The sequence below is a fragment of the Pseudomonas sp. SA233 genome, assembly GCF_054792385.1.
In genome coordinates, this window is the sequence record NZ_CP096449.1 from 1521330 (window position 1) to 1540593 (window position 19264).

20 protein-coding genes and 1 pseudogene are annotated in these 19264 nt (G+C 65.0%); 10 read left to right on the plus strand and 11 right to left on the minus strand.

All coding sequences use genetic code 11. From position 1 onward, the window contains the following. Nucleotides 1–41: 41 nt before the first annotated feature. Nucleotides 42–1217: an MFS transporter gene (locus M1D87_RS07040; RefSeq protein WP_123085755.1), complete on the minus strand. Its 1176-nt coding sequence runs from the start codon at nt 1215–1217 to the stop codon at nt 42–44. A 225-nt stretch (nt 1218–1442) separates the two neighbouring features. On the opposite strand from M1D87_RS07040, the gene M1D87_RS07045 reads away from it, so the two are divergent. From M1D87_RS07045 to M1D87_RS07055, 3 genes and pseudogenes are all read left to right on the plus strand, one after another. Continuing rightward, nucleotides 1443–2840: an aminotransferase-like domain-containing protein gene (locus M1D87_RS07045; protein ID WP_289810429.1), complete on the plus strand. Its 1398-nt coding sequence runs from the start codon at nt 1443–1445 to the stop codon at nt 2838–2840. A 668-nt stretch (nt 2841–3508) separates the two neighbouring features. Continuing rightward, nucleotides 3509–3988: pseudogene (locus tag M1D87_RS07050) on the plus strand (methyl-accepting chemotaxis protein); the annotation flags it as partial. 204 nt (nt 3989–4192) lie between these two features. Then, nucleotides 4193–4897: a methyl-accepting chemotaxis protein gene (locus M1D87_RS07055; protein WP_397427734.1), complete on the plus strand. Its 705-nt coding sequence runs from the start codon at nt 4193–4195 to the stop codon at nt 4895–4897. A gap of 143 nt (nt 4898–5040) precedes the next feature. Here M1D87_RS07055 and M1D87_RS07060 read toward each other — a convergent pair whose 3' ends face one another. Beyond that, nucleotides 5041–6231, minus strand: coding sequence for a benzoate/H(+) symporter BenE family transporter (locus M1D87_RS07060; protein WP_044046915.1), 1191 nt, complete (start codon nt 6229–6231; stop codon nt 5041–5043). Nucleotides 6232–6523: 292 nt separating this feature from the next. Between M1D87_RS07060 and M1D87_RS07065 the strand changes: the two genes are divergently transcribed. Next, nucleotides 6524–7126 carry a glutathione S-transferase family protein gene (locus tag M1D87_RS07065; protein ID WP_013971500.1) on the plus strand — a complete coding sequence of 201 codons (603 nt, stop codon included), beginning with the start codon at nt 6524–6526 and terminating at the stop codon, nt 7124–7126. A 131-nt stretch (nt 7127–7257) separates the two neighbouring features. On the opposite strand, the gene M1D87_RS07070 is transcribed toward M1D87_RS07065, so the two are convergent. The 5 genes from M1D87_RS07070 to M1D87_RS07090 form a co-directional block, all read right to left on the minus strand. Next, on the minus strand, nt 7258–7629 hold the full coding sequence (locus M1D87_RS07070) for a glutaredoxin family protein (RefSeq protein ID WP_123085751.1): 372 nt from the start codon (nt 7627–7629) through the stop codon (nt 7258–7260). A gap of 59 nt (nt 7630–7688) precedes the next feature. After that, on the minus strand, nt 7689–8234 hold the full coding sequence (gene folE, locus M1D87_RS07075; RefSeq protein ID WP_013971502.1) for a GTP cyclohydrolase I FolE: 546 nt from the start codon (nt 8232–8234) through the stop codon (nt 7689–7691). Between the two features lie 70 nt (nt 8235–8304). Then, nucleotides 8305–8865 (minus strand): Smr/MutS family protein, encoded by a 561-nt coding sequence (locus M1D87_RS07080; RefSeq protein ID WP_013971503.1) that lies wholly within the window; start codon nt 8863–8865, stop codon nt 8305–8307. Nucleotides 8866–8974: 109 nt separating this feature from the next. Continuing rightward, on the minus strand, nt 8975–9295 hold the full coding sequence (locus M1D87_RS07085) for a hypothetical protein (RefSeq protein WP_024086500.1): 321 nt from the start codon (nt 9293–9295) through the stop codon (nt 8975–8977). Between the two features lie 86 nt (nt 9296–9381). Further along, complete coding sequence (locus tag M1D87_RS07090) at nt 9382–9972, minus strand: cysteine hydrolase family protein (protein ID WP_015269349.1); 591 nt, start codon at nt 9970–9972, stop codon at nt 9382–9384. Nucleotides 9973–10152: 180 nt separating this feature from the next. Between M1D87_RS07090 and prmB the strand changes: the two genes are divergently transcribed. After that, nucleotides 10153–11061: a 50S ribosomal protein L3 N(5)-glutamine methyltransferase gene (gene prmB / locus M1D87_RS07095; protein WP_015269350.1), complete on the plus strand. Its 909-nt coding sequence runs from the start codon at nt 10153–10155 to the stop codon at nt 11059–11061. A gap of 109 nt (nt 11062–11170) precedes the next feature. On the opposite strand, the gene M1D87_RS07100 is transcribed toward prmB, so the two are convergent. After that, a complete protein-coding gene (locus tag M1D87_RS07100; protein ID WP_013971507.1) occupies nt 11171–11953 on the minus strand; it encodes a hypothetical protein in 783 nt (260 codons plus the stop codon). Nucleotides 11954–12167: 214 nt separating this feature from the next. Then, nucleotides 12168–13130, minus strand: a complete 963-nt coding sequence (locus tag M1D87_RS07105) for an alpha/beta hydrolase (protein WP_123085320.1) — start codon at nt 13128–13130, stop codon at nt 12168–12170. Between the two features lie 236 nt (nt 13131–13366). On the opposite strand from M1D87_RS07105, the gene aroC reads away from it, so the two are divergent. From aroC to M1D87_RS07120, 3 genes are all read left to right on the plus strand, one after another. Continuing rightward, nucleotides 13367–14458 (plus strand): chorismate synthase, encoded by a 1092-nt coding sequence (aroC, locus tag M1D87_RS07110; RefSeq protein WP_038409100.1) that lies wholly within the window; start codon nt 13367–13369, stop codon nt 14456–14458. 243 nt (nt 14459–14701) lie between these two features. Further along, nucleotides 14702–15856, plus strand: coding sequence for an MFS transporter (locus M1D87_RS07115; protein WP_015269353.1), 1155 nt, complete (start codon nt 14702–14704; stop codon nt 15854–15856). Further along, entirely contained in the window at nt 15856–16392 is a 537-nt protein-coding gene (locus M1D87_RS07120) for an oxidase (RefSeq protein ID WP_123085319.1), read from the plus strand. Before M1D87_RS07115 ends, M1D87_RS07120 begins: the two co-directional genes overlap by 1 nt. Before the next feature lie 125 nt (nt 16393–16517). Here M1D87_RS07120 and M1D87_RS07125 read toward each other — a convergent pair whose 3' ends face one another. Beyond that, complete coding sequence (locus M1D87_RS07125) at nt 16518–16790, minus strand: DUF3509 domain-containing protein (RefSeq protein WP_013971511.1); 273 nt, start codon at nt 16788–16790, stop codon at nt 16518–16520. A gap of 265 nt (nt 16791–17055) precedes the next feature. Between M1D87_RS07125 and M1D87_RS07130 the strand changes: the two genes are divergently transcribed. Beyond that, nucleotides 17056–17580 carry an ankyrin repeat domain-containing protein gene (locus tag M1D87_RS07130; protein ID WP_039614927.1) on the plus strand — a complete coding sequence of 175 codons (525 nt, stop codon included), beginning with the start codon at nt 17056–17058 and terminating at the stop codon, nt 17578–17580. A 60-nt stretch (nt 17581–17640) separates the two neighbouring features. After that, a complete protein-coding gene (locus M1D87_RS07135; RefSeq protein WP_013971513.1) occupies nt 17641–18171 on the plus strand; it encodes a hypothetical protein in 531 nt (176 codons plus the stop codon). 124 nt (nt 18172–18295) lie between these two features. Here the strand turns inward: M1D87_RS07135 and M1D87_RS07140 are convergent, their stop codons facing one another. After that, on the minus strand, nt 18296–19234 hold the full coding sequence (locus tag M1D87_RS07140) for a ZIP family metal transporter (RefSeq protein WP_123085318.1): 939 nt from the start codon (nt 19232–19234) through the stop codon (nt 18296–18298). Nucleotides 19235–19264: the final 30 nt, after the last annotated feature.

The window sequence follows — 19264 nt, forward strand, 5'->3', positions numbered from 1 at the left end:
TCTTCGCGGGCTTGCCCGCTCCCACAGGTACCCCGCTGCCCTCAGGTCCTGTGATGTCTCTGTGGGAGCGGGCAAGCCCGCGAAGAGGCCCTGGCAGACCACCACAATGCCAGCCCAACAACAACACATCCCACCACCAACACTTCACCAAATACCAGTAAGGCCAGCTGTGACCCTAACCGGTCACTCAGCAGCCCGGTAAAGATCACCGGCAGGCTGAACCCCAGATACGCCAACAGGAAGAACCCGGCACTGGCCCGTGTCTTCTCGTTGCCGGCGAGCTGGTTCACCGCTGCCAGCCCGCCCAGGTAGATAAACCCGTAGCACGCACTGCTGGCCGCCACCGCACCCAGCAATACCGCGCCCAGTTGGCCGCTGTCCGCACCCCAGGCCAGCACGGCATAGCTGCACGGCAATATCACCAGCCCCAGCAGCGTGGCCGTACGGCTGCGCAGGTGCCGTGCCATGGGCTGGAACAACAACCCGCAGCTGATCACGCAAAAGGTCGAGAACCCTGACCAGGCGCTAAGCCCATGCTGGCGCAGGATGCCCGGCAGCAGGGCGATCACCAGCCCCACGCAGGCCCAAGCCAGCAAAATGGCAAGGCCATAGGCCACGCTGCCACGCGGATAGCAGGGCAGCCGCAGCATGGGGTTGCGTTTTGCCGGGCGTGGGTCCGGCAGGCGCCATACCAGCAGCATGGCCAGCGCCGCCAGCAGCAGTTGCAGGTGGAAACTGCCCGGGGTCAGGCTGGGGCCGCGCAGCAGGAACAGGCTAGTCAGCGCCGCGCCCAGGCCAAAGCCCAGCGAGGTGCTGGCGGTAACCCAGTTGGCGGCGCGGGTGTTGTCCGCGCTGCCCATCAGTTCACCCATGTAGGCGGTGGCCGTGGCCGAGGCCAGGCCGGTACCCAGGCCGAGGAACAGCCGGGCGAGGCCCAGGGTTTGCAGGCTGGGGGCCAGCAGCATCAGCACGGTGGCGACCATCGACAGGGCCAGTGCGGCGAGCACCAATGGCCGGCGCCCAACCCGGTCGGCCAGCCCGCCCAGGGCCAGCAGTACGGGTAGCACGCCGAGCACATAGCCAGAGAAGGCCACTGCGGTGGCGGCGGCGCCTTGGCCGGAGAGGTCGGCATAGGTGATGTACAGCGGGGCCTGCAGGTTGACCGCCAGGGTGATCAGGCAGAGGGCGAAGGCCAGGCGGGCCGGGGCGGAGGGCATTGGGTAGGATCCTGGTTCTGTAGTGGCTGTACCGGCCCTTTCGCGGGTGAACCCGCTCCCACAGGTACTGCACCGCTCTCGGGTTGGTGCGATCTCTGTGGGAGCGGGTTCACCCGCGAAAGGGCCGGGCCTGTTCACTCTGATGCCAGCCCATTCCGATCACCAGACACACCGCCAACCCTTTTATGCTTAACTGTTCGCTCAAAACCAGCGAACACTTGCCCCATGCACTTGCCCCTCGACCGCACCAGCCCCACCCCGCTGGTGCAGCAACTCACCGACCACCTGCAAACCTGGATCGGCCAGCAACGCCTGCGCCCCGGCGCGCGCCTGCCGTCGATTCGGGCTTTGGCCCGCAGCCAGGCGGTCAGTGCGTCGTGCGTGATCGAAGCCTACGACCGCCTGGTCGCCAACGGCTGGCTGGAGGCCCGTCACGGCACCGGCTTTTTCGTCGCCGAGCGCAAACCCGGCCTGGCCGTGGAAGACGCCCAACCCTGGGGCGAGGCCAGCGACGGCAGCTGGCGGCAGTTTCGCGAGGGCCATGACGAATTGCTCAAGCTGGGCTGCGGCTGGCTACCCAGCAGTTGGCGCGCGGCCACCGAGCTGGCCCAGGCAGTGCGTCAGGTGAGCCGTGGCAACCCGCAGGACCTGTTCGACTATTGCCCACCCCTGGGCCTGGCCAGCCTGCGCCAACAGCTGCACAAGCGCCTGGCGCAGCTGGGCATCGCCGCCGGCCCCGAACGTATCCTCACCACCCACGGCGCCAGCCACGGCCTGGACCTGCTGGTGCGCACCCTGCTGCGCCCGGGCGACACGGTCCTTGTAGAAAACCCAGGCTACTACAACCTGTACAACCTGCTGCGCCAACACCAGGTGCGCATGCTGCCGGTGCCGCGCACCGCCGAAGGCCCGGACCTGGCGGCCCTCGAAGCGCTGCTGGCGGCGCACAAGCCGCGCTGCCTGTTCATCAACAGCCTGTACCACAACCCCACCGGCACCAGCCTGACCCCCAAGGTGGCTTACCGCCTGCTGGAACTGGCCCGCGAGCACGACCTGCGCATCATCGAGGACGATATCTACGCCGACTTCCAGGAAGGCCCCGTCACGCGCCTGGCCACCCTCGACAGCGAGCAGCGGGTAATCTACATGGCCAGTTTCTCGAAAACCCTCAGCAGCTCGTTGCGGGTCGGCTACCTGGTCGCCGACCCGGTGTTGTTGGCGCGTCTGGCCGAGTTGAAGATGGTCAGCGGCATTGGCACCTCGCGCTTTGCCGAGCAGGTGGTGGGACAGATGCTGGCCAACGGTAGTTACCGCAAGAGCGTGCAGCGCCTGCGCGTGCGCCTGGGGCAGCACATGGCCAGGCTGCTCGGCCAGCTGGAGCAGGCTGGCTGGCAGGTGTTCTGCGAGCCCTACGGCGGCATGTTCGTCTGGGCCCGGGTGCCAGGCCGCGATTTTGCCAGCCTGGAGCGGCTTGCACTGGAACACGACGTGCTGCTCACCCCCGGCAGCGCCTTCGATTACCAGGGCGCGGCCAGCGCCTGGCTGCGCATCAATGTCGCTTACGGGCAGGACTCCCGCGCCCAGGCCTTCCTTCAGCACGCAGGGCGACCTCTGCCAAGCTGATAGCGACACGCTCATAGCTATTTGACACTATTCTGACGTCAGGCCCTTGTTCATCGGCTGGCAACGTTGCCACCCTTGGCCTTCGGGATAACCTCGCACGCAGAAGGGGAATCGGCATGGGCACGAGCAAGCACGGTGTGCTGGCGAACCTGGGCATGGCACGCAAACTCGGCCTGGGCTTTGCCCTGGTGCTGGTGCTGACCTTGGCGGTGGCCGGCATTGGCATTGCCGCGCTGCACAGCGTTGGCCAGCGCTTCGACAGCTTGCGCCAGCTGGCCCAGTTCAATACTGACCTGCTGCGCTTGCGCCAGCACGAGCAGGCATTTGCCCTGCGCTCCGACCTGCAGCAGGCCGAGGCCTTGCGCAGCGGCTTGCAGGGCCTGGTCGAACGCGCCCGTGGCCTGCCGGCGCTGGCGGCGGCGGAAACCGACCTGGCAGCCTATGGCCAGGCGTTCGAGGCCTTTGTCGAGGCGGTGCAGGCCAAGGAGCTGGCGCTGGACATGGCCAGTTGGTCGGTGTCCAGCGTGGCCAACAACCTCGACGTACTGCAGGCCGGCCTGGCCGATGACGGCGTGTATACCCTCAAGCAGTCCCAGGGCCAGCAGGGCGGCGCGTTCCTCGAGCAGGCCACGCAGGTGGCGCAGGTGTCGCGGCTGATGCTGCAGGCCATGGACGAAGCGCGGGTACGCCTGGAAAAAAGCCGCAAGGGCGAAGAGGGCGTCAGCCAGGAACGCATCGCCCAGACCGTCGAAGCCGCCAGCCTGGTCAGCCAGTTGCAGGGCGCTGTCAGCGATGCCGGCTACCAGAGTGTGTTGGGCGAAGTGGCGGGGCACATTGGCAGCTTCTCGGAAAAGCTTAACGAATACACGGACCAACTGGCCCGCGAGCAGGGCTTGAAGGCGCAGTTGCAGGCCAGTGCCGAGCAAGTCACCAACCGGGTCGACCAGGCTTACCTGGGGCAAGAGCAGGCCCTGCAGGGCGATCTGCAACGCAATGCCGTGGCTATCGGCCTGGCTACCGCATTGGCGCTGCTGGTAGGTGTGCTGGCAGCCTGGCTGATCACCCGCGCCGTGGTCGGCCCGCTCAAGCATGTGATTGCCCGCGCCCAGCGCATCGCTGCCGGCGAGCTGAGCTTCGACGCCCAGGCACCACGCCGTGACGAAGTAGGGCAGCTGATGCAGGCCATGCAGCAGATGGCGGCGGGCCTGTCGGGCATTGTCAGCGGTTTGCAGCAGGGCATCGAGCAACTGGCCGGCAATGCGCAGGCGCTGTCGGCGGTGACCGAACAGACCAACCGCGAGGTGGGCAGCCAGAAGGAAGAGACCGAGCAGGTGGCTACCGCCATGCAGCAGATGACCGCCACCGTGCACGATGTGGCGCGTAATGCCGAGGAGGCGGCGCAGGCGGCCCAGGCTGCGGATGAGAAGGTTGATTCCGGGCAGCAGGTGGTGCGCCAGAGCATGCAGCGCATCGAGCAACTGGCGTCGGCGGCGGAGACGGCCAGCGCCGGTATCGACAGCCTCAGTGCCGAGATCCACACCATTGGCGACGTGCTGGAAGTGATCAAGAGTGTGGCCGAACAGACCAACCTGCTGGCGCTGAATGCTGCTATCGAAGCAGCCCGGGCTGGTGAGCAGGGGCGTGGCTTTGCCGTGGTCGCGGATGAAGTGCGTGCGCTGGCGCGGCGTACCCGGCAGTCTACCGAGCAGATCGAGACCTTGGTCGCCAGCCTGCGCGGCAATGCCCAGCAGTCGGTGGCGCAGATTCGCGGCAGTACCGAGCTGGTGCGTTTGGCGGTGGCTGATGCGCTGCAGACCGAAAGCGCGCTGGGCAGCATTGCGGCGGCGGTGTCATTGATTCAGCAGATGAACCAGCAGATTGCCGCGGCGGCCGAGCAGCAGAGCTCGGTGGCAGAAGAGATCAGCCGCAGTGTCACGCAAATCCGTGGTAGTGCCGATCAGGCGGCGTTGGCGATGCAGGACAATGCCCGGTCGAGTATCGAGCTGGCGCAGCTGGGTACCGACCTGAAGGGGATGGTGGGGCATTTCAGGTTGTGATCCAGGTCTGGGGCTTGTGTTGCCTGTACCGGCCCCTTCGCGGGTAAACCCGCTCCCACAGGGATCACACAATATTCAGCATTGTGGTATTCCTGTGGGAGCGGGTTTACCCGCGAAGAGGCCAGTACAGGCAACAAATACCTTCAGGCCCTGCGCGGGTTGAGGATCATCAAGGCCAATACCCCCGCCACAATCCCCCAGAACGCCGAACCAATCGAGAACAAGGTCAGCCCCGAAGCGGTAACCATGAAGGTAATCACCGCCGCCTCCCGCTCGCGCGCTTCGCTCATTGCCACGGTCAGCCCGTTCATGATCGAGCCGAACAGCGCCAGCGCCGCAATCGACAGCACCAGTTCTTTTGGCAGCGCCGCAAACAGCGCCGCCAAGGTCGCGCCGAACACCCCGGCAATGCCATAGAAAATCCCGCACCACACCGCCGCGGTATAACGTTTGGCCGGGTCTTCATGGGCATGCGGCCCGGTGCAGATTGCCGCGCTGATCGCCGCCAGGTTGACCCCATGCGAACCAAACGGCGCCAGCAGCAGCGAGGCAAAGCCGGTGGCCGAGATCAGCGGCGAGGCCGGCACCTGGTAGCCGTCGGCGCGCAGCACGGCCACACCCGGCATGTTCTGCGAGGTCATCGCCACCACGAACAGCGGAATGCCAATGCTGATGGTCGCCGCCAGCGAGAAGCTTGGCGTGGTCCACACCGGCGTGGCCACTTCCAGCCGGAAGCCGCTGAAGTCCAGCAGGCCCAGGGCGCCGGACAGCGCCGTACCCACCAATAGCGCGGCCAGCACGCAGTAACGCGGCGACAGGCGTTTGACCAGCAGGTAGCTGAAGAACATGCCCAGTACCAGCAGGGTGCGATGCTGGGCGGCAACGAAGATTTCGCTGCCGATCTTGAACAGGATACCCGCCAGCAGCGCCGAGGCCAGCGAGGCCGGGATGCGCTTGACCAGGCGCTCGAAGCTGCCGGTCAGGCCACAGATCAGCACCAGCACGGCACAGGTGATGTAGGCGCCGATCGCTTCGCCATAGCTGACCCCGCCCAGGCTGGTGATCAGCAGGGCGGCGCCGGGGGTGGACCAGGCCACGGTAATCGGCGTGCGGTAACGCAGCGACAGGCCGATGCTGCACACCGCCATGCCGATCGACAACGCCCAGATCCATGAGGAAATCTGCGCGGTGGTCAGCCCGGCTGCCTGCCCGGCCTGGAACATTAGCACCAGCGAGCTGGTATAGCCGGTAAGCATGGCGATGAAGCCGGCGACCACCGCCGACGGGGAGCTGTCTGCCAGGGGCCGCAGGCGTATGGAAGTGGCGTCGGTCATGAACAAAATCCTTGTAAAGGTGTAAGCAGTTTTTTCAGACTACAGCGAGCAAGGTTGATCCTTGCCATACAGCGGCCATTGCTTTTAGCCGTACAGTCGCCAACTATTGGGTGAAAATGCAGAACTGCACAGGCAGCCACAAGAATGGTGCCCGTTTTTGTAGGAGCAGCCTTGTGCTGCGAAGAGGCCGTTTCAGCCCATCCAGGTGCTGCGCCTGTAACGGCCTCTTCGCAGCACAAGGCTGCTCCTACAGGGCCAGGCGAGATCTTTGGCATAGAGGGGGAGAGGGGCGATGTACAAGGTCTATGGCGACTACCAGTCGGGCAACTGTTACAAGGTCAAGCTGATGTTGAGCCTGCTGGGCCGGCCATATGAATGGCACCCGGTGGACATCCTCAAGGGCGAGACCGAAACGCCCGAGTTCCTGGCGATGAACCCCAACGGCAAGGTACCGGTGCTGGAGCTGGAAGACGGCAGCTACTTGTGGGAGTCCAATGCCATTCTCAACTACCTGGCCGACGGCAGCGAGTTCCTGCCCACCGAGCCACGCCTGCGCACCCAGGTGCTGCAGTGGCAGTTCTTCGAGCAGTACAGTCATGAGCCCTACATTGCCGTGGCGCGTTTCATCCAGTTCTACCTGGGGTTGCCGGACGAGCGAGTGGAGGAATACCGCAAGCTGCACAAGGGGGGTTACAAGGCACTGAAGGTGATGGAGCGGCAGCTGCAGATGACGCCGTACCTGGTCGGCGAGCAGTATTCGATTGCCGATGTGGCGTTGTATGCCTACACCCATGTGGCGCAGCAGGGCGGGTTCGACCTGGCCGACTACCCCGCAGTGAGGGCCTGGCTGGAGCGGGTCAGCAGCCACCCGCGGCATGTGCCGATGGTGGGTTAGGTTATAGCCTGTGCCGGCCTCTTCGCGGGTAAACCCGCTCCCACAGGGAAATCACAGGGCCTGAGGGCAGCGGAGTACCTGTGGGAGCGGGTTTACCCGCGAAAGGGCCAGTACAGGCCACCTGCAAACGGTCAGGCCGACGCGAACCGCTCATCCAGGTAGGCAATGATCGCCTTGGACTCATACATCCAGGTCACCTTGCCCGCTTCTTCAATGCGCAGGCACGGCACTTTCACCCGGCCGCCACCTTCCTGCAGGGCCTGGCGGTGCACCGGGTCGTTCTTGGCATCGCGCAGCGCTACCGGCACGTTCAAACGGTGCAGGGTGCGGCGGGTCTTGACGCAGAACGGGCAGGCGTGGAACTGGTACAGCGCCAGGCCCTGGGCCGCTTGCTCGACGCGAGCCTGGGCGGTGGCGTCGCGTTTGCGCTTGGCCGGGCGGCTGATCCAGTCGCCGAACACGATGAGCTGGCCGAGGCCAACCCGCAGGGCTTTGACGATCATGGGCAACTCCTGAAATGAAAAAGCCGACCCGGCAGGGTCGGCTCGGGGTCAGCAGCCAATCACTTGATCAGGCTGAGGAACTCGCTGCGGGTGGCGGCGTTTTCGCGGAACTCACCCAGCATCACCGAGGTGATCATGGTCGAGTTCTGCTTCTCGACACCGCGCATCATCATGCACATGTGCTTGGCTTCGATGACCACGGCAACGCCGGCGGCACCGGTTACCTGCTGCACGGCCTCGGCAACCTGGCGGCTGAGGTTTTCCTGGATCTGCAGGCGGCGAGCGTACATGTCGACGATGCGCGCCACCTTCGACAGGCCCAGTACCTTGCCCTTGGGCAGGTAGGCCACGTGCGCCTTGCCGATGAACGGCAGCATGTGGTGTTCGCACATCGAATACAGCTCGATGTCCCGGACCAGCACCATTTCGCTGTTGTCAGAGCTGAACAGCGCGTTGTTGGTGACTTCTTCCAGTGTTTGCTCATAACCGCGGCAAAGGTACTTCATCGCCTTTGCAGCCCGCTTGGGCGTGTCGAGCAGGCCCTCACGGGAGACGTCCTCGCCAATCTGGCTGAGGATCTCGGTGTAGTTCTGTTCCAGGGACATGGATCTACCTGTGGGAAAAAATCGCAAAAACGAAGGGTACGGCGGTGAGGGCGGCGCTGCAAGCGCGGCGTTACTCGTCGCGGCCTTCGAGCATGGTTCGCTTGAGCATCACATACACCGCGCCGGTGCCGCCATGGCGGGCGCTGCACGAGGCAAAACCGAGCACCTGCGGGTGCTGGCGCAGCCAGGTGTTGACGTGGCTCTTGATCATCGGGCGCTTGCCGTCCAGGCGCGCGGCCTTGCCGTGGGTAACCCGCACGCAGCGCACTTCCAGTCTGGTGGCCTCGGCGATGAAATCCCACAGGGTTTCACGGGCCTTTTCCACGGTCATGCCATGCAGGTCGAGGCTGCCCTCGAACGGGATCTGCCCCAGCTTCAGCTTGCGCAGCTGGCCTTCCTGTACGCCATCGCGGCGCCACAGCAACTCGTCTTCGGCGCCAACGTCGATGACGAACTGGTCGGACATGCCGTCGATCACCAGCGCCTTGTCACTGCGCACGGTCGCCGCCTGACGCAGGCCGGCCAGCTTCTGGCGGTCGGCCTTGGGCTTGCCGACTTCGGCGCGGTCGTGCCTGATCGGTTTGACACCGCGCACTTCGGCCTTGAACAGGGAAAAATCGTCGTCTTGCATGATGCCTCCACGTGGGCGGCGTAGTTTACGCGACTGTGGGGCCTTGTGCAGCCTGTGCCGGCCCTTTCGCGGGTAAACCCGCTCCCACAGGGACCGCGTCAGCAGTGCCTCAATCGTGTTTTTTCATCAGGTGCGGCGACAGGTTCAGTTCCCGCCCGCGGCGCAGGCGAATGCGGCTGCGCCGCCAGAAGCGCACGCCCAGCCACAGCAGCAGCAAACCGGCCACGGTGAGGATGCCGGCCAGCGGTTTGTTGGCATTGAGCTCCGCCAGGGCAGGGTAGTTGCCCAGCAGGCCGGCAACGCCGGCCATCGCCAGCAGCACGCCAAGGGTCGCCAGCATGGCCGAAAGGCCTGCCGCCAGGCGGGCACCCCAGTTACGCGGTTCGCGCGGGCGCAGGCGCTTGGCGTCGAAACTGCCTTTGAGCTTCATTCCGCTCTCCTCTGTGGATATCCGGAATTCGACCTGGGGCCGCCCATCGGGTTCCGCCCGGCTGCCGGGCGGTTGTGCTCAGCCGCTCAGATCAGGCTGGCGGTGGGGGCCACGCAAGCGAAGTTGTCGGCCATCACGGCCATTTCGCACTGGTGGATCTGCGCGGCCGGGATCACCCTATCCTTGAATGCCAGGTCGCGGGTCGCCGAAGCGTCTTCCACCAGGGTGCAGCGGTAACCATAGTCCTTGGCGCGGCGTACCGTGGTGCTGACGCTGGAGTGGCTCATGAAACCGCAGACGATCAGGTCCAGGTGGCCCAGCGCCTGCAGGGTCTCATGCAGCTGGGTGTTCTTGAATGCGTTGGGCATGCGTTTTTCGATGACGATTTCGCCTTCCAGCGGCTCCAGCCCCGGAATGAACTGGCCGGCCGGCCCTTGTGGGTCGAAGCGGCCACCGACAGTGCCCAGGTGGCGAACGTGGATGATCGGACGGCCGCTCTTGCGCGCGGCGTCGAGCAACCTGGCGATGTTGGCCACGGCCTCGTCCATGCCCGACAGCGCCAGGGGCCCGCTGAGGTACTCCTTTTGCGCATCGATGATGATCAGGCTGGCGTGGCTCAGCTTGGCCGGCGGGTAGTCGCGGCCAGTGAGGCGAAACATCGTGGTTGGAACGGACATCAAGGGCTCCTTGGATAGGGCTTTTGTATACCTATTCTCCCCTGCCTTGGCGCCAATGGGAATGGTTGACAACGCAAGCGGCATGGTTACTGGCTTGTGGCTAGCCATTGGGTAAGGCAAAGGAACAAATGTGCGGGTGGGGCTGTTAGACTTTTGTCCGGTCTGAATTAGGAGTACCCCGTGATCACATCCCGCCTGCGCACGCTGCGCGACTACATCCGCTGGGCGGTCAGCCGCTTCCACGAGCACGACCTGTTCTTCGGCCACGGTGCCGACAATGCCTGGGACGAGGCCCGCCTGCTGGTACTGGGGGCGGTGCACCTGCCGTGGGAGGTGGCCGACAGCTATCTGGACTGCATGCTCGAGGACGACGAGCGGGTACGCCTGCAGCACCTGCTCAAGCGCCGTATCGAAGAACGCGTGCCGGCCGCCTACCTGTTGGGCGAGGCCTGGTTCTGCGGCATGTCGTTCATCGTCGACGAGCGCGTGCTGGTGCCGCGTTCGCCGATTGGCGAGCTGATCGAGAAACGCTTCGAGCCGTGGCTGGCGAGCGAGCCGGCGCGCATTCTTGACCTGTGCACCGGTTCTGGCTGCATCGGCATCGTTGCCGCCGACGTGTTCCCCGAGGCCGAGGTAGTGCTGGCCGACCTGTCGTTCGAAGCGCTCGAAGTGGCCAACCAGAACATCGAACGCCACGGCCTGGACGGGCGCGTGTACACCGTGCAGGGCGACGGTTTTGGTGGTTTGCCGGGGCAGCGTTTCGACCTGATCCTGTCCAACCCGCCGTATGTCGATGCCGAAGACTTCGACGACATGCCGGCCGAGTACCACCACGAGCCCGAGTTGGGCCTGGCCTGCGGCAACGATGGCCTGGACCTGGTGCGGCGCATGCTGGCCGAGGCGGCGGACCACCTGACCGACAAGGGCTTGCTGATTGTCGAGGTGGGCAACAGCCAGGTGCATGTCGAGGCGCTATACCCCGAGGTGGACTTTGCCTGGCTGGAGTTCGAGCGCGGTGGGCACGGGGTGTTCATGCTGACCGCCGAGCAGTGCCGCCAGCATCAGGAACTGTTCAAGGCCCGGGTCTGATTCCAGGGCCTCTTCGCGGGTAAACCCGCTCCCACAGGTATAGCGTTGCCCTCAGGTGCGACGCGGACCCTGTGGGAGCGGGTTTACCCGCGAATTAGGCGACGCGGTCTCAGCGCGTGGCAATCCAGATCAGCAACCCCGCCTGGAACACCGCAAACGCCACCAGGCAGGTAATGGTAAAGCGCAACCCGCTGTCTTCACGCTGGTACTTGGCAACCCGTTCATCCCGCTCACGCAGTTGCCCTTCCTTCTCCTGCAACTGCTGGTCAGCCTGCTGCAGCAGGCCGGCAGCATCCAGTATCCCCACTCGCTGCAAGCGCTCGCTGTTCCATGCCCCCTTGAGCTCGCCCACCGTCATTTCCACGGTACGGCCCTTCAGATGCTGGCTGTCCTCGTACTCCACCTCGATACCCATCCCGCGCAGGCAGTGGTCACGACGCAGGCGTGAGTCTTCGTTCAGCGCATCCTTGCTCGGCAGCGCCATGCCCTCGATCCGGTAGTGCGACCACTTGCGCTGCAGCCACTGCGCGGCCTGGGCCAGCAGGAAGCGGCCGATGCCACGGTTCAGCGGCTCCAGTTGCAGGCCATGTTCATTGCCAATGCGCACCAGGCGCGCGGAGTGGTCGACGCGAATGTCCAGGCGGTTCTGTTCCTTGTGCACCTTCTGCCCGGGCAGCTGGATTTCCATGCGCAGCAGGCTGTGGGCCTTGTCGTGGCGTTCGGCATAGCCGAACTGCACGAAGCGCAGGGGCCGCGCGCCGGTGTTGCGGTCGGTGGGCAGGGCGGCCAGGCGCAACAGCTGGAAATGTTCGGCGGCCAGCTCGGCCCAGGGCAGGGCAGGGCTTTCCTCGGGCTCTTCGGCTGGCTCTACGGCGGCGGGGGCGGTTGTCATCAGGGCTTGTCCTCAAGTGCGTGCCGGCTGCAAGAGGGGGCACTGCGTGCCCCTTTCGCGACGCAAGGCCGCTCCCACAGAGGATCGCGCATCGCAGAGACGACGCGTAACGCTGTAGGAGCGGCCTTGTGTCGCGAAGGGCCGCGCAGCGGCCCCAATTTTCGCCGTTATCCACCCTATCGGCAGAAGCGCCCAGGACCTGAGGCTATTTCCCTTACGCCGAAGGCAAATGCTGGATAAACGTCACAATCTGCTCGCCAAGCTCCCTTGCCAGCGGCAGTTCTGGGTTGAGGTAGCTGTCGCGCTGCTGGCTCATCGCCTTGGGGCTGATGCGCAGCATGTGGTTCATGCCATCGATCAGCACCAGTTGTGCATCCGGCTTGGCCGCCTTCAGTCGTTCGGCGTCGATCACGCCTACCTGCACGTCGTTGCGCCCCTGCACGATCAGCGCGGGCATGGGCAGGCGGGCGAAGGCCGCCGCCGGGTTTTGCTGGAACAGCGAAATCAGGTAGGGCTGCACGCTAGGGCGGAACACCTGACGCAGCGGCGCCGGTACCTCCAGGCTGGTCTGCCCGGCCTGCAGGCGGTCGAGCAGGGCGCTGCCGCCGGCCAGTTGTGCCGGCGGCAGGCGCTGGGCCAGCTGTTCGCGCAGCACGTCGGCCAGCGGTCGGCCGCTGCCAGCCAGTGTAATCACCGCGCTGGCGCCGGCCTGCTCGGCGGCCAGGCTGGCGATCAGCGCGCCTTCGCTGTGGCCGATCAGGACCAACGGGCCGAAGCGCGGATCGGCCTTGAGCTTGCGGCTCCAGGCGACCACGTCTGCTACATAGCGCTCCACGCTCAGGTCACGCTCGTCGGGCGTGGCCGGCTGGCTGGCGGCCACCCCGCGTTTGTCGTAGCGCACGCTGGCGATGTGTTCGTTGGCCAGCAGCAGGGCCAGGCGCTTGAGGTTGTCGACCCGGCCTGACGCCGGGTTGTTGCCGTCTCGGTCGGTGGGGCCGGAGCCGGCGATGATCAGCACCACCGGTGGCGGGGTTGGCTGTTGCGGCAGCAGCAGGCTGCCGTGCAGCACGCCCTGGCCGGTATCGAGGTCGATCGGGCGTTGCAGCACGGTGGGGGCGGCGGCCTGGGCCAGGCCGGTGCACAGCAGGAAGAAGAGGGCGACGAGGCGCGACATCATGCGGTACTACATGGGGAGATGAGGGTTTGACCCAGTGTTTGCGGGAAGGTTCGAAGGGGAGGTTGCCTGTACTGGCCTCTTCGCGGGTAAACCCGCTCCCACAGGTACAGCACAATTTTCGCATCTTGTGACTACCCTGTGGGAGCGGGTTTACCCGCGAAGAGGCCAGCACAGGCGATCAATCCATCTGTATACTGCCGCTTTCGTTCACTTTAGGCAGATCTCGCGGAGCGTCCATGTCCGGCAATACCTACGGCAAGCTGTTCACTGTCACCACCGCTGGCGAGAGCCATGGCCCGGCGTTGGTCGCCATTGTCGATGGATGCCCACCGGGCCTGGAGATTTCTCTCGACGACCTGCAGCACGACCTTGACCGGCGCAAGCCCGGCACCAGCCGGCACACCACCCAGCGCCAGGAAGCCGACGAGGTGGAAATCCTCTCCGGCGTGTTCGAAGGCCGAACCACCGGCTGCTCGATCGGCCTGCTGATCCGCAACACCGACCAGAAGTCCAAGGACTACTCGGCGATCAAGGACCTGTTCCGCCCGGCCCACGCCGACTACACCTACCACCATAAGTACGGCGTTCGCGACTACCGCGGCGGTGGCCGCAGCTCGGCGCGCGAAACCGCCATGCGCGTGGCCGCCGGTGCCATCGCCAAGAAATACCTGGCCACCCAAGGCATCACCGTGCGCGGCTACATGAGCCAGCTGGGCCCGATCGAAATCCCGTTCAAGACCTGGGAGTCGGTGGAGCAGAACGCCTTCTTCAGCCCAGACCCGAGCAAAGTGCCGGAGCTGGAGGCCTACATGGACCAGCTGCGCCGTGACCAGGACTCGGTGGGTGCCAAGATTACCGTGGTCGCCGAAGGCGTGATGCCGGGCCTGGGCGAGCCTATCTTCGACCGCCTCGACGCCGAACTGGCCCACGCGCTGATGAGTATCAACGCGGTCAAGGGCGTGGAGATCGGCGCCGGCTTCGCCAGCGTGGCCCAGCGCGGCACCGAGCACCGTGACGAACTGACCCCGGAAGGCTTCCTCAGCAACAATGCTGGCGGCATCCTCGGCGGTATTTCCTCGGGTCAGCCGATCGTTGCCCACCTGGCGCTGAAGCCGACCTCCAGCATCACCACCCCGGGCCGCTCCATCGACATCGACGGCAACCCGGTGGACGTCATCACCAAAGGCCGCCACGACCCGTGCGTGGGCATCCGCGCCACGCCGATCGCCGAGGCGATGATGGCCATCGTGCTGATGGACCACCTGCTGCGCCACCGCGCGCAGAATGCCGATGTGAAGGTGAATACCCCGGTGCTGGGCCAGCTCTGATTCGCCAGTACCGGCCTCTTCGCGGGTAAACCCGCTCCCACAGGAATATCACTGGGCCTGAGGGCAGTGGGGTACCTGTGGGAGCGGGTTTACCCGCGAAGAGGCCGGCACAGGTCCCCACAAGGCCACCCCATGCAACCAATCCCCTCCCACAGGAATATCACTGGGCCTGAGGGCAGTGAGGTACCTGTGGGAGCTGGTTTACCCGCGAAGAGGCCGGCACAGGTCCCCACAAGGTCACCCATGCAACCAATCCCCTACTGGCGCCTGTCCAGCTTCTACCTGTTCTACTTCGCCCTGCTCGGTTCCACCGCCCCGTTCCTGGCGCTGTACTTCGACCACCTGGGCTTCTCTCCGGCACGCATCGGCGAGCTGGTGGCCATCCCCATGCTCATGCGCTGCATCGCCCCCAACCTGTGGGGCTGGCTGGGTGACCGCACTGGCCAGCGCTTGCTGATCGTGCGCCTGGGCGCGCTATCTACCCTGGCCACCTTCGCCCTGATCTTCCTTGGCAAAAGCTACGCCTGGCTGGCGCTGGTCATGGCCCTGCACGCATTTTTCTGGCATGCGGTGCTGCCGCAGTTCGAGGTCATCACCCTGGCCCACCTGCATGGGCAAACCGCGCGCTACAGCCAGGTGCGCCTGTGGGGCTCGATCGGCTTCATCCTCACCGTGGTCGGCCTGGGCCGGCTGTTCGAGTGGCTGAGCCTGGACATCTACCCGGTGGCGCTGGTCACGATCATGGCCGGCATCGTCGCCGCCAGCCTGTGGGTGCCCAATGCCCAGCCGGTGGAGCAGGGCGAGCGCAGTGGCGCGGGCGGCTTCCTCCAGCAACTGCGGGCGCCGGGGGTGGTCGCGTTCTACGCCTGCGTGGCACTGATGCAACTCAGCCACGGGCCGTACTACACCTTCCTCACTCTGCACCTGGAACACTTGGGCTATGCCAGGGGGGCCATCGGTCTGCTGTGGGCACTGGGGGTGGTGGCTGAAGTACTGGTGTTCATGGCCATGAGCCGTATCTTCGCGCGGTTTTCGGTGCAGCGGGTGCTGCTGGCCAGCTTCGTGCTGGCGGCGCTGCGCTGGCTGTTGCTGGGCAACCTTGCCGGCGAGCCGGCGGTGCTGGTGTTTGCCCAGGTGTTGCACGCGGCCACCTTCGGCTGCTTCCATGCCGCCAGCATCGCTTTCGTGCAGGCCAGCTTCGGTGCCCGCCAGCAGGGCCAGGGCCAGGCGCTGTATGCGGCGCTGTCGGGCACTGGCGGTGCGCTGGGGGCATTGTATTCGGGCTACAGCTGGAAACTGCTGGGGCCCACCTTCACCTTTGGTATGGCCAGTGCCGCAGCCTTGGCTGCAGCCGTTATCATTGCCCTTTGTTCGCAACCGACCAGGACCCGCCCCTGATGAGCATTCTCAGCGTTTTCCACCCCTCCAGCCCGGAACTGCCGAACAAGGTGTTGACCCACCACGACGATATCGTTGCCACCCTGGCCGAGCAGGGCGTGCGCTTTGCCCATGCCGAGCATGGCCTGCGTGTGCGCCCTGGTACCGTCCAGGAGGAGGTACTGGAGGCCTGTCGCGAGCACCTTGACCAGCTGATGACGGCGCATGGCAGCAAGGCTTTCGTGGTACTCAACCGTGAGGGTGAGGCCCCTGCGCAGGTGGACGTTCGCGATGAGCATGTGCATGACGCCGACGAGGTGTTCGCCGTGGTCAGCGGGCGGGCTCAGGTTGGCCTGCGTGCGGGGGATTGGGTGTATTCGGTGCTGTGCGAGAAGGGCGACCAGCTGGTGCTGCCGGCGGGGACTCGGCGCTGGGTCGAGCTGGGCGATACACCGTTTTGCTTGGCGTTGCGGTTGTACAGCAGCGAGGAAGGGATGCAGCCGAGGTTTACCGGGGATGTGACTGCGCGGGCGTTTCTGGGTATTGATGAGTTGTGATGGCTTTGCCGGCCTCTTCGCAGCACAAGGCTGCTCCTACAAGTAAAACGCGAAGCTTGAGGCCAGCGCGGGCCCTGTAGGAGCAGCCTTGTGCTGCGAAGAGGCCAGATCAACCAACACAAAACTCAGCGATAAGTCGGCAAGGCAAACCGCTGCTGGCTCTGCAGCATCGAAATCACCGGCAATTCACTGGCCTGCTCGGCCAAATCGCGGCGAATCGCACTGATCGCCCAGGACAGCTGCTCGGCACTGTGCAATTGCGCGTAGGTCAGCACGCGGCGGGTGACCTTGCCATCAGCTGCGCGCAGGGTCAGCAGCACACCGCCGTCTGGGCGGGCCTGGGTGTTCACCTGGTAGGCCGAAAATACCGAAACGAACTTTTCCTGGATGAGGTCCATATCAACTCCTGGCTGTTGCGTGGCAGACGTGAGTTGATCGTTGCAGTGACCGTGCCAGGAAGCTTTTTCTGAAAAAACCCTTTAATTTCAGTCGATTACGTATTTTTTGCCGAGACGCTGTCGTGCAACCTGCATGGTCGTGCATTTTGCACAGTGCATATTGCACGACCCGCGGCCAGCTATCGCCCCGATAGAATCTGAACCTTTGACCCGGCAGCCTTGCCTGACAAAGACTTGGGCAACGATTTCTGCCAGGAGGTTCCAAATGTCCAGCCAACCCACGCCCACCACCATGACCGACGACGAGACCGCCGCCTTTGCCGAGCAGGTGTTCGAACGTGCCCGACAGGGCGATGCAGAGATGCTCGGGCGCCTGCTAGCCAGCGGCCTGCCGGCCAACCTGCGCAACCACAAGGGCGACACCCTGCTGATGCTGGCCAGCTACCACGGCCACCACGACGCAGTGCGTGTGCTGCTGGCGCATGGCGCCGACCCGCTGATTGCCAACGATAACGGCCAACTGCCCATCGCCGGCGCCGCGTTCAAGGGGGACCTGGCCATGATTCGCCTGTTGCTGGAGCACGGCGTACCGGTGGACGCCGCCGCGCAGGATGGCCGCACCGCACTGATGCTGGCAGCCATGTTCAACCGCAGCGAAATCCTCGAGTACCTGCTGGCCCAGGGTGCCGACCCGGCCCGTCAGGATGCCCGTGGTACCACCGCACTGATGGCAGCGCAAACCATGGGGGCCGTGGACGCCGCAGCGCGCCTGCAAGTGCTGGCCGGCTAACCGCAAGGGGGCATTTGCGGCTATCCTTGGCGACTTTTCACCCGTCGCAGGCCCCCTTTCATGAAAACTCAGTTGCTCGAATTCATCAGCCTCATTGGCGCTGGCTGCATGCGCGAGGAAGACATCGAGCGCATCGCCGACGAGGCCGCCCAGGCCTACGCCGACCCCGCCGCCTTCCTGGCCGCCAACCCCGACATCAACTACGACGACAGCTTCCCCATTCCGCTGGGCGAATGGGTGGTGCTGGGCAGCCTGCCGGACACCGTGGTGTTCCAGGCCGACAGCTACCAGGACCTGTTCCAGCAGATCAGCGACTCGTTCGACCAGAGCGTGCCGTTCACCCTCAAGCCCAAACAACTGGCCCGCACCGAGCCGCTGACCGCGCTCAATCGCATTCAGGTGCAGATGGGGGCGCTGAACAAGGAGGCGGGTGGGTATGTTCTGCTCAACTTCAGCCAGTTGCTGGATGACGAGCTGCAGATGGTGATGGTAGGGCAGAACGACCTGGCGCGGGTGCTGGAGCTGGGGGCTGAGGTGGGGATCAAGGTCGAGCCGGCGCTTGAGGCATTGAAGGTCGCCGTACACGTCTGATTTCCGCGTTTGCTTCTTCGCGGGTAAACCCGCTCCCACAGGGACATCACTTCCCTCGGGCCCAGTGAGACCCCTGTGGGAGCGGGTTTACCCGCGAAGAGGCTGGCACAGGCAGCTTCAATCTTCAGCCCAGCGCGGTATCGAGGAACATCATCACCGCAAACCCACCCATCAACCCCAGGGTCGCCGCCGTCTGGTGCCCATTGCGGTGGGTTTCGGGTATCACCTCGTGGCTCACCACAAAAATCATCGCCCCCGCCGCCAGCCCCATGCTGACCGGGTAGGCCAAGGCAAAGCCGGTCGAAATCCCCAGGCCGATCACCGCACCCAGCGGCTCCATCAGCCCCGACCCGATCGCCACCAGCGCGGCTTTCAGGTTCGACAACCCGGTAGCGCGCAAGGCCAGCGCCACGGCCAACCCCTCGGGGATGTCCTGAATGGCAATGGCGCTGGTCAGCGGCAGGCCGATGTTCATGTCGCCATTGGCAAAGCTCACGCCAATGGCCATGCCCTCAGGCAGGTTGTGCAGGGTAATCGCCAGCACAAACAACCATACCCGGCTGATGCGCTCGGCCTCCGGGCCGCAAGGGCCGGTGCTTTCGTGTTCATGCGGGGTGAAGCGATCCAGGCCCAGCATCAGCAGCACGCCCAGGCCCATGCCCAGCACCACGGTAAAGGCCGCGGCCGGGCCGTTGCCGGTAATTTCGCGGGCGGCATCCAGGCCCGGCAGAATCAGCGAAAACGAACTGGCCGCCAGCATCATGCCGGCGGCAAAACCCAGCATCACATCCTGGGTGCGGGCCTTGACATCGCGCAGCACCACTGCCAGCACCGCGCCCAGCGCTGTGGCGCCAAAGCCGGACAACCCTCCCAGCATGGCCAGGTGCAGGTTGTCGGCATGGTCGCCGTTCACTGCGTTCCACAGGCTGGCGGCCAGCAGTAGCAACACCGCCAGCAGGCTCAACCCCAGGCCGGCGCTGAGCCACGGGGTGTTCACGGCCTGTTGGCGCCAGGCGTTCAGCAGCGAGGTCGGGGCGGCGCTTTGAGTGTGGGCGGGGGGCATGTGAACCTCGAATCAGTAAATAATGGCAGT

Coding starts and splice junctions, on each gene's coding strand:
- M1D87_RS07040 (WP_123085755.1), bottom strand. CDS start 1,217: ATGCCCTCCGCCCCGGCCCGCCTGGCCTTCGCCCTCTGCCTGATCACC.
- M1D87_RS07045 (WP_289810429.1), top strand. CDS start 1,443: ATGCACTTGCCCCTCGACCGCACCAGCCCCACCCCGCTGGTGCAGCAA.
- M1D87_RS07055 (WP_397427734.1), top strand. CDS start 4,193: ATGACCGCCACCGTGCACGATGTGGCGCGTAATGCCGAGGAGGCGGCG.
- M1D87_RS07060 (WP_044046915.1), bottom strand. CDS start 6,231: ATGACCGACGCCACTTCCATACGCCTGCGGCCCCTGGCAGACAGCTCC.
- M1D87_RS07065 (WP_013971500.1), top strand. CDS start 6,524: ATGTACAAGGTCTATGGCGACTACCAGTCGGGCAACTGTTACAAGGTC.
- M1D87_RS07070 (WP_123085751.1), bottom strand. CDS start 7,629: ATGATCGTCAAAGCCCTGCGGGTTGGCCTCGGCCAGCTCATCGTGTTC.
- folE (WP_013971502.1), bottom strand. CDS start 8,234: ATGTCCCTGGAACAGAACTACACCGAGATCCTCAGCCAGATTGGCGAG.
- M1D87_RS07080 (WP_013971503.1), bottom strand. CDS start 8,865: ATGCAAGACGACGATTTTTCCCTGTTCAAGGCCGAAGTGCGCGGTGTC.
- M1D87_RS07085 (WP_024086500.1), bottom strand. CDS start 9,295: ATGAAGCTCAAAGGCAGTTTCGACGCCAAGCGCCTGCGCCCGCGCGAA.
- M1D87_RS07090 (WP_015269349.1), bottom strand. CDS start 9,972: ATGTCCGTTCCAACCACGATGTTTCGCCTCACTGGCCGCGACTACCCG.
- M1D87_RS07100 (WP_013971507.1), bottom strand. CDS start 11,953: ATGACAACCGCCCCCGCCGCCGTAGAGCCAGCCGAAGAGCCCGAGGAA.
- M1D87_RS07105 (WP_123085320.1), bottom strand. CDS start 13,130: ATGATGTCGCGCCTCGTCGCCCTCTTCTTCCTGCTGTGCACCGGCCTG.
- aroC (WP_038409100.1), top strand. CDS start 13,367: ATGTCCGGCAATACCTACGGCAAGCTGTTCACTGTCACCACCGCTGGC.
- M1D87_RS07115 (WP_015269353.1), top strand. CDS start 14,702: ATGCAACCAATCCCCTACTGGCGCCTGTCCAGCTTCTACCTGTTCTAC.
- M1D87_RS07120 (WP_123085319.1), top strand. CDS start 15,856: ATGAGCATTCTCAGCGTTTTCCACCCCTCCAGCCCGGAACTGCCGAAC.
- M1D87_RS07125 (WP_013971511.1), bottom strand. CDS start 16,790: ATGGACCTCATCCAGGAAAAGTTCGTTTCGGTATTTTCGGCCTACCAG.
- M1D87_RS07130 (WP_039614927.1), top strand. CDS start 17,056: ATGTCCAGCCAACCCACGCCCACCACCATGACCGACGACGAGACCGCC.
- M1D87_RS07135 (WP_013971513.1), top strand. CDS start 17,641: ATGAAAACTCAGTTGCTCGAATTCATCAGCCTCATTGGCGCTGGCTGC.
- M1D87_RS07140 (WP_123085318.1), bottom strand. CDS start 19,234: ATGCCCCCCGCCCACACTCAAAGCGCCGCCCCGACCTCGCTGCTGAAC.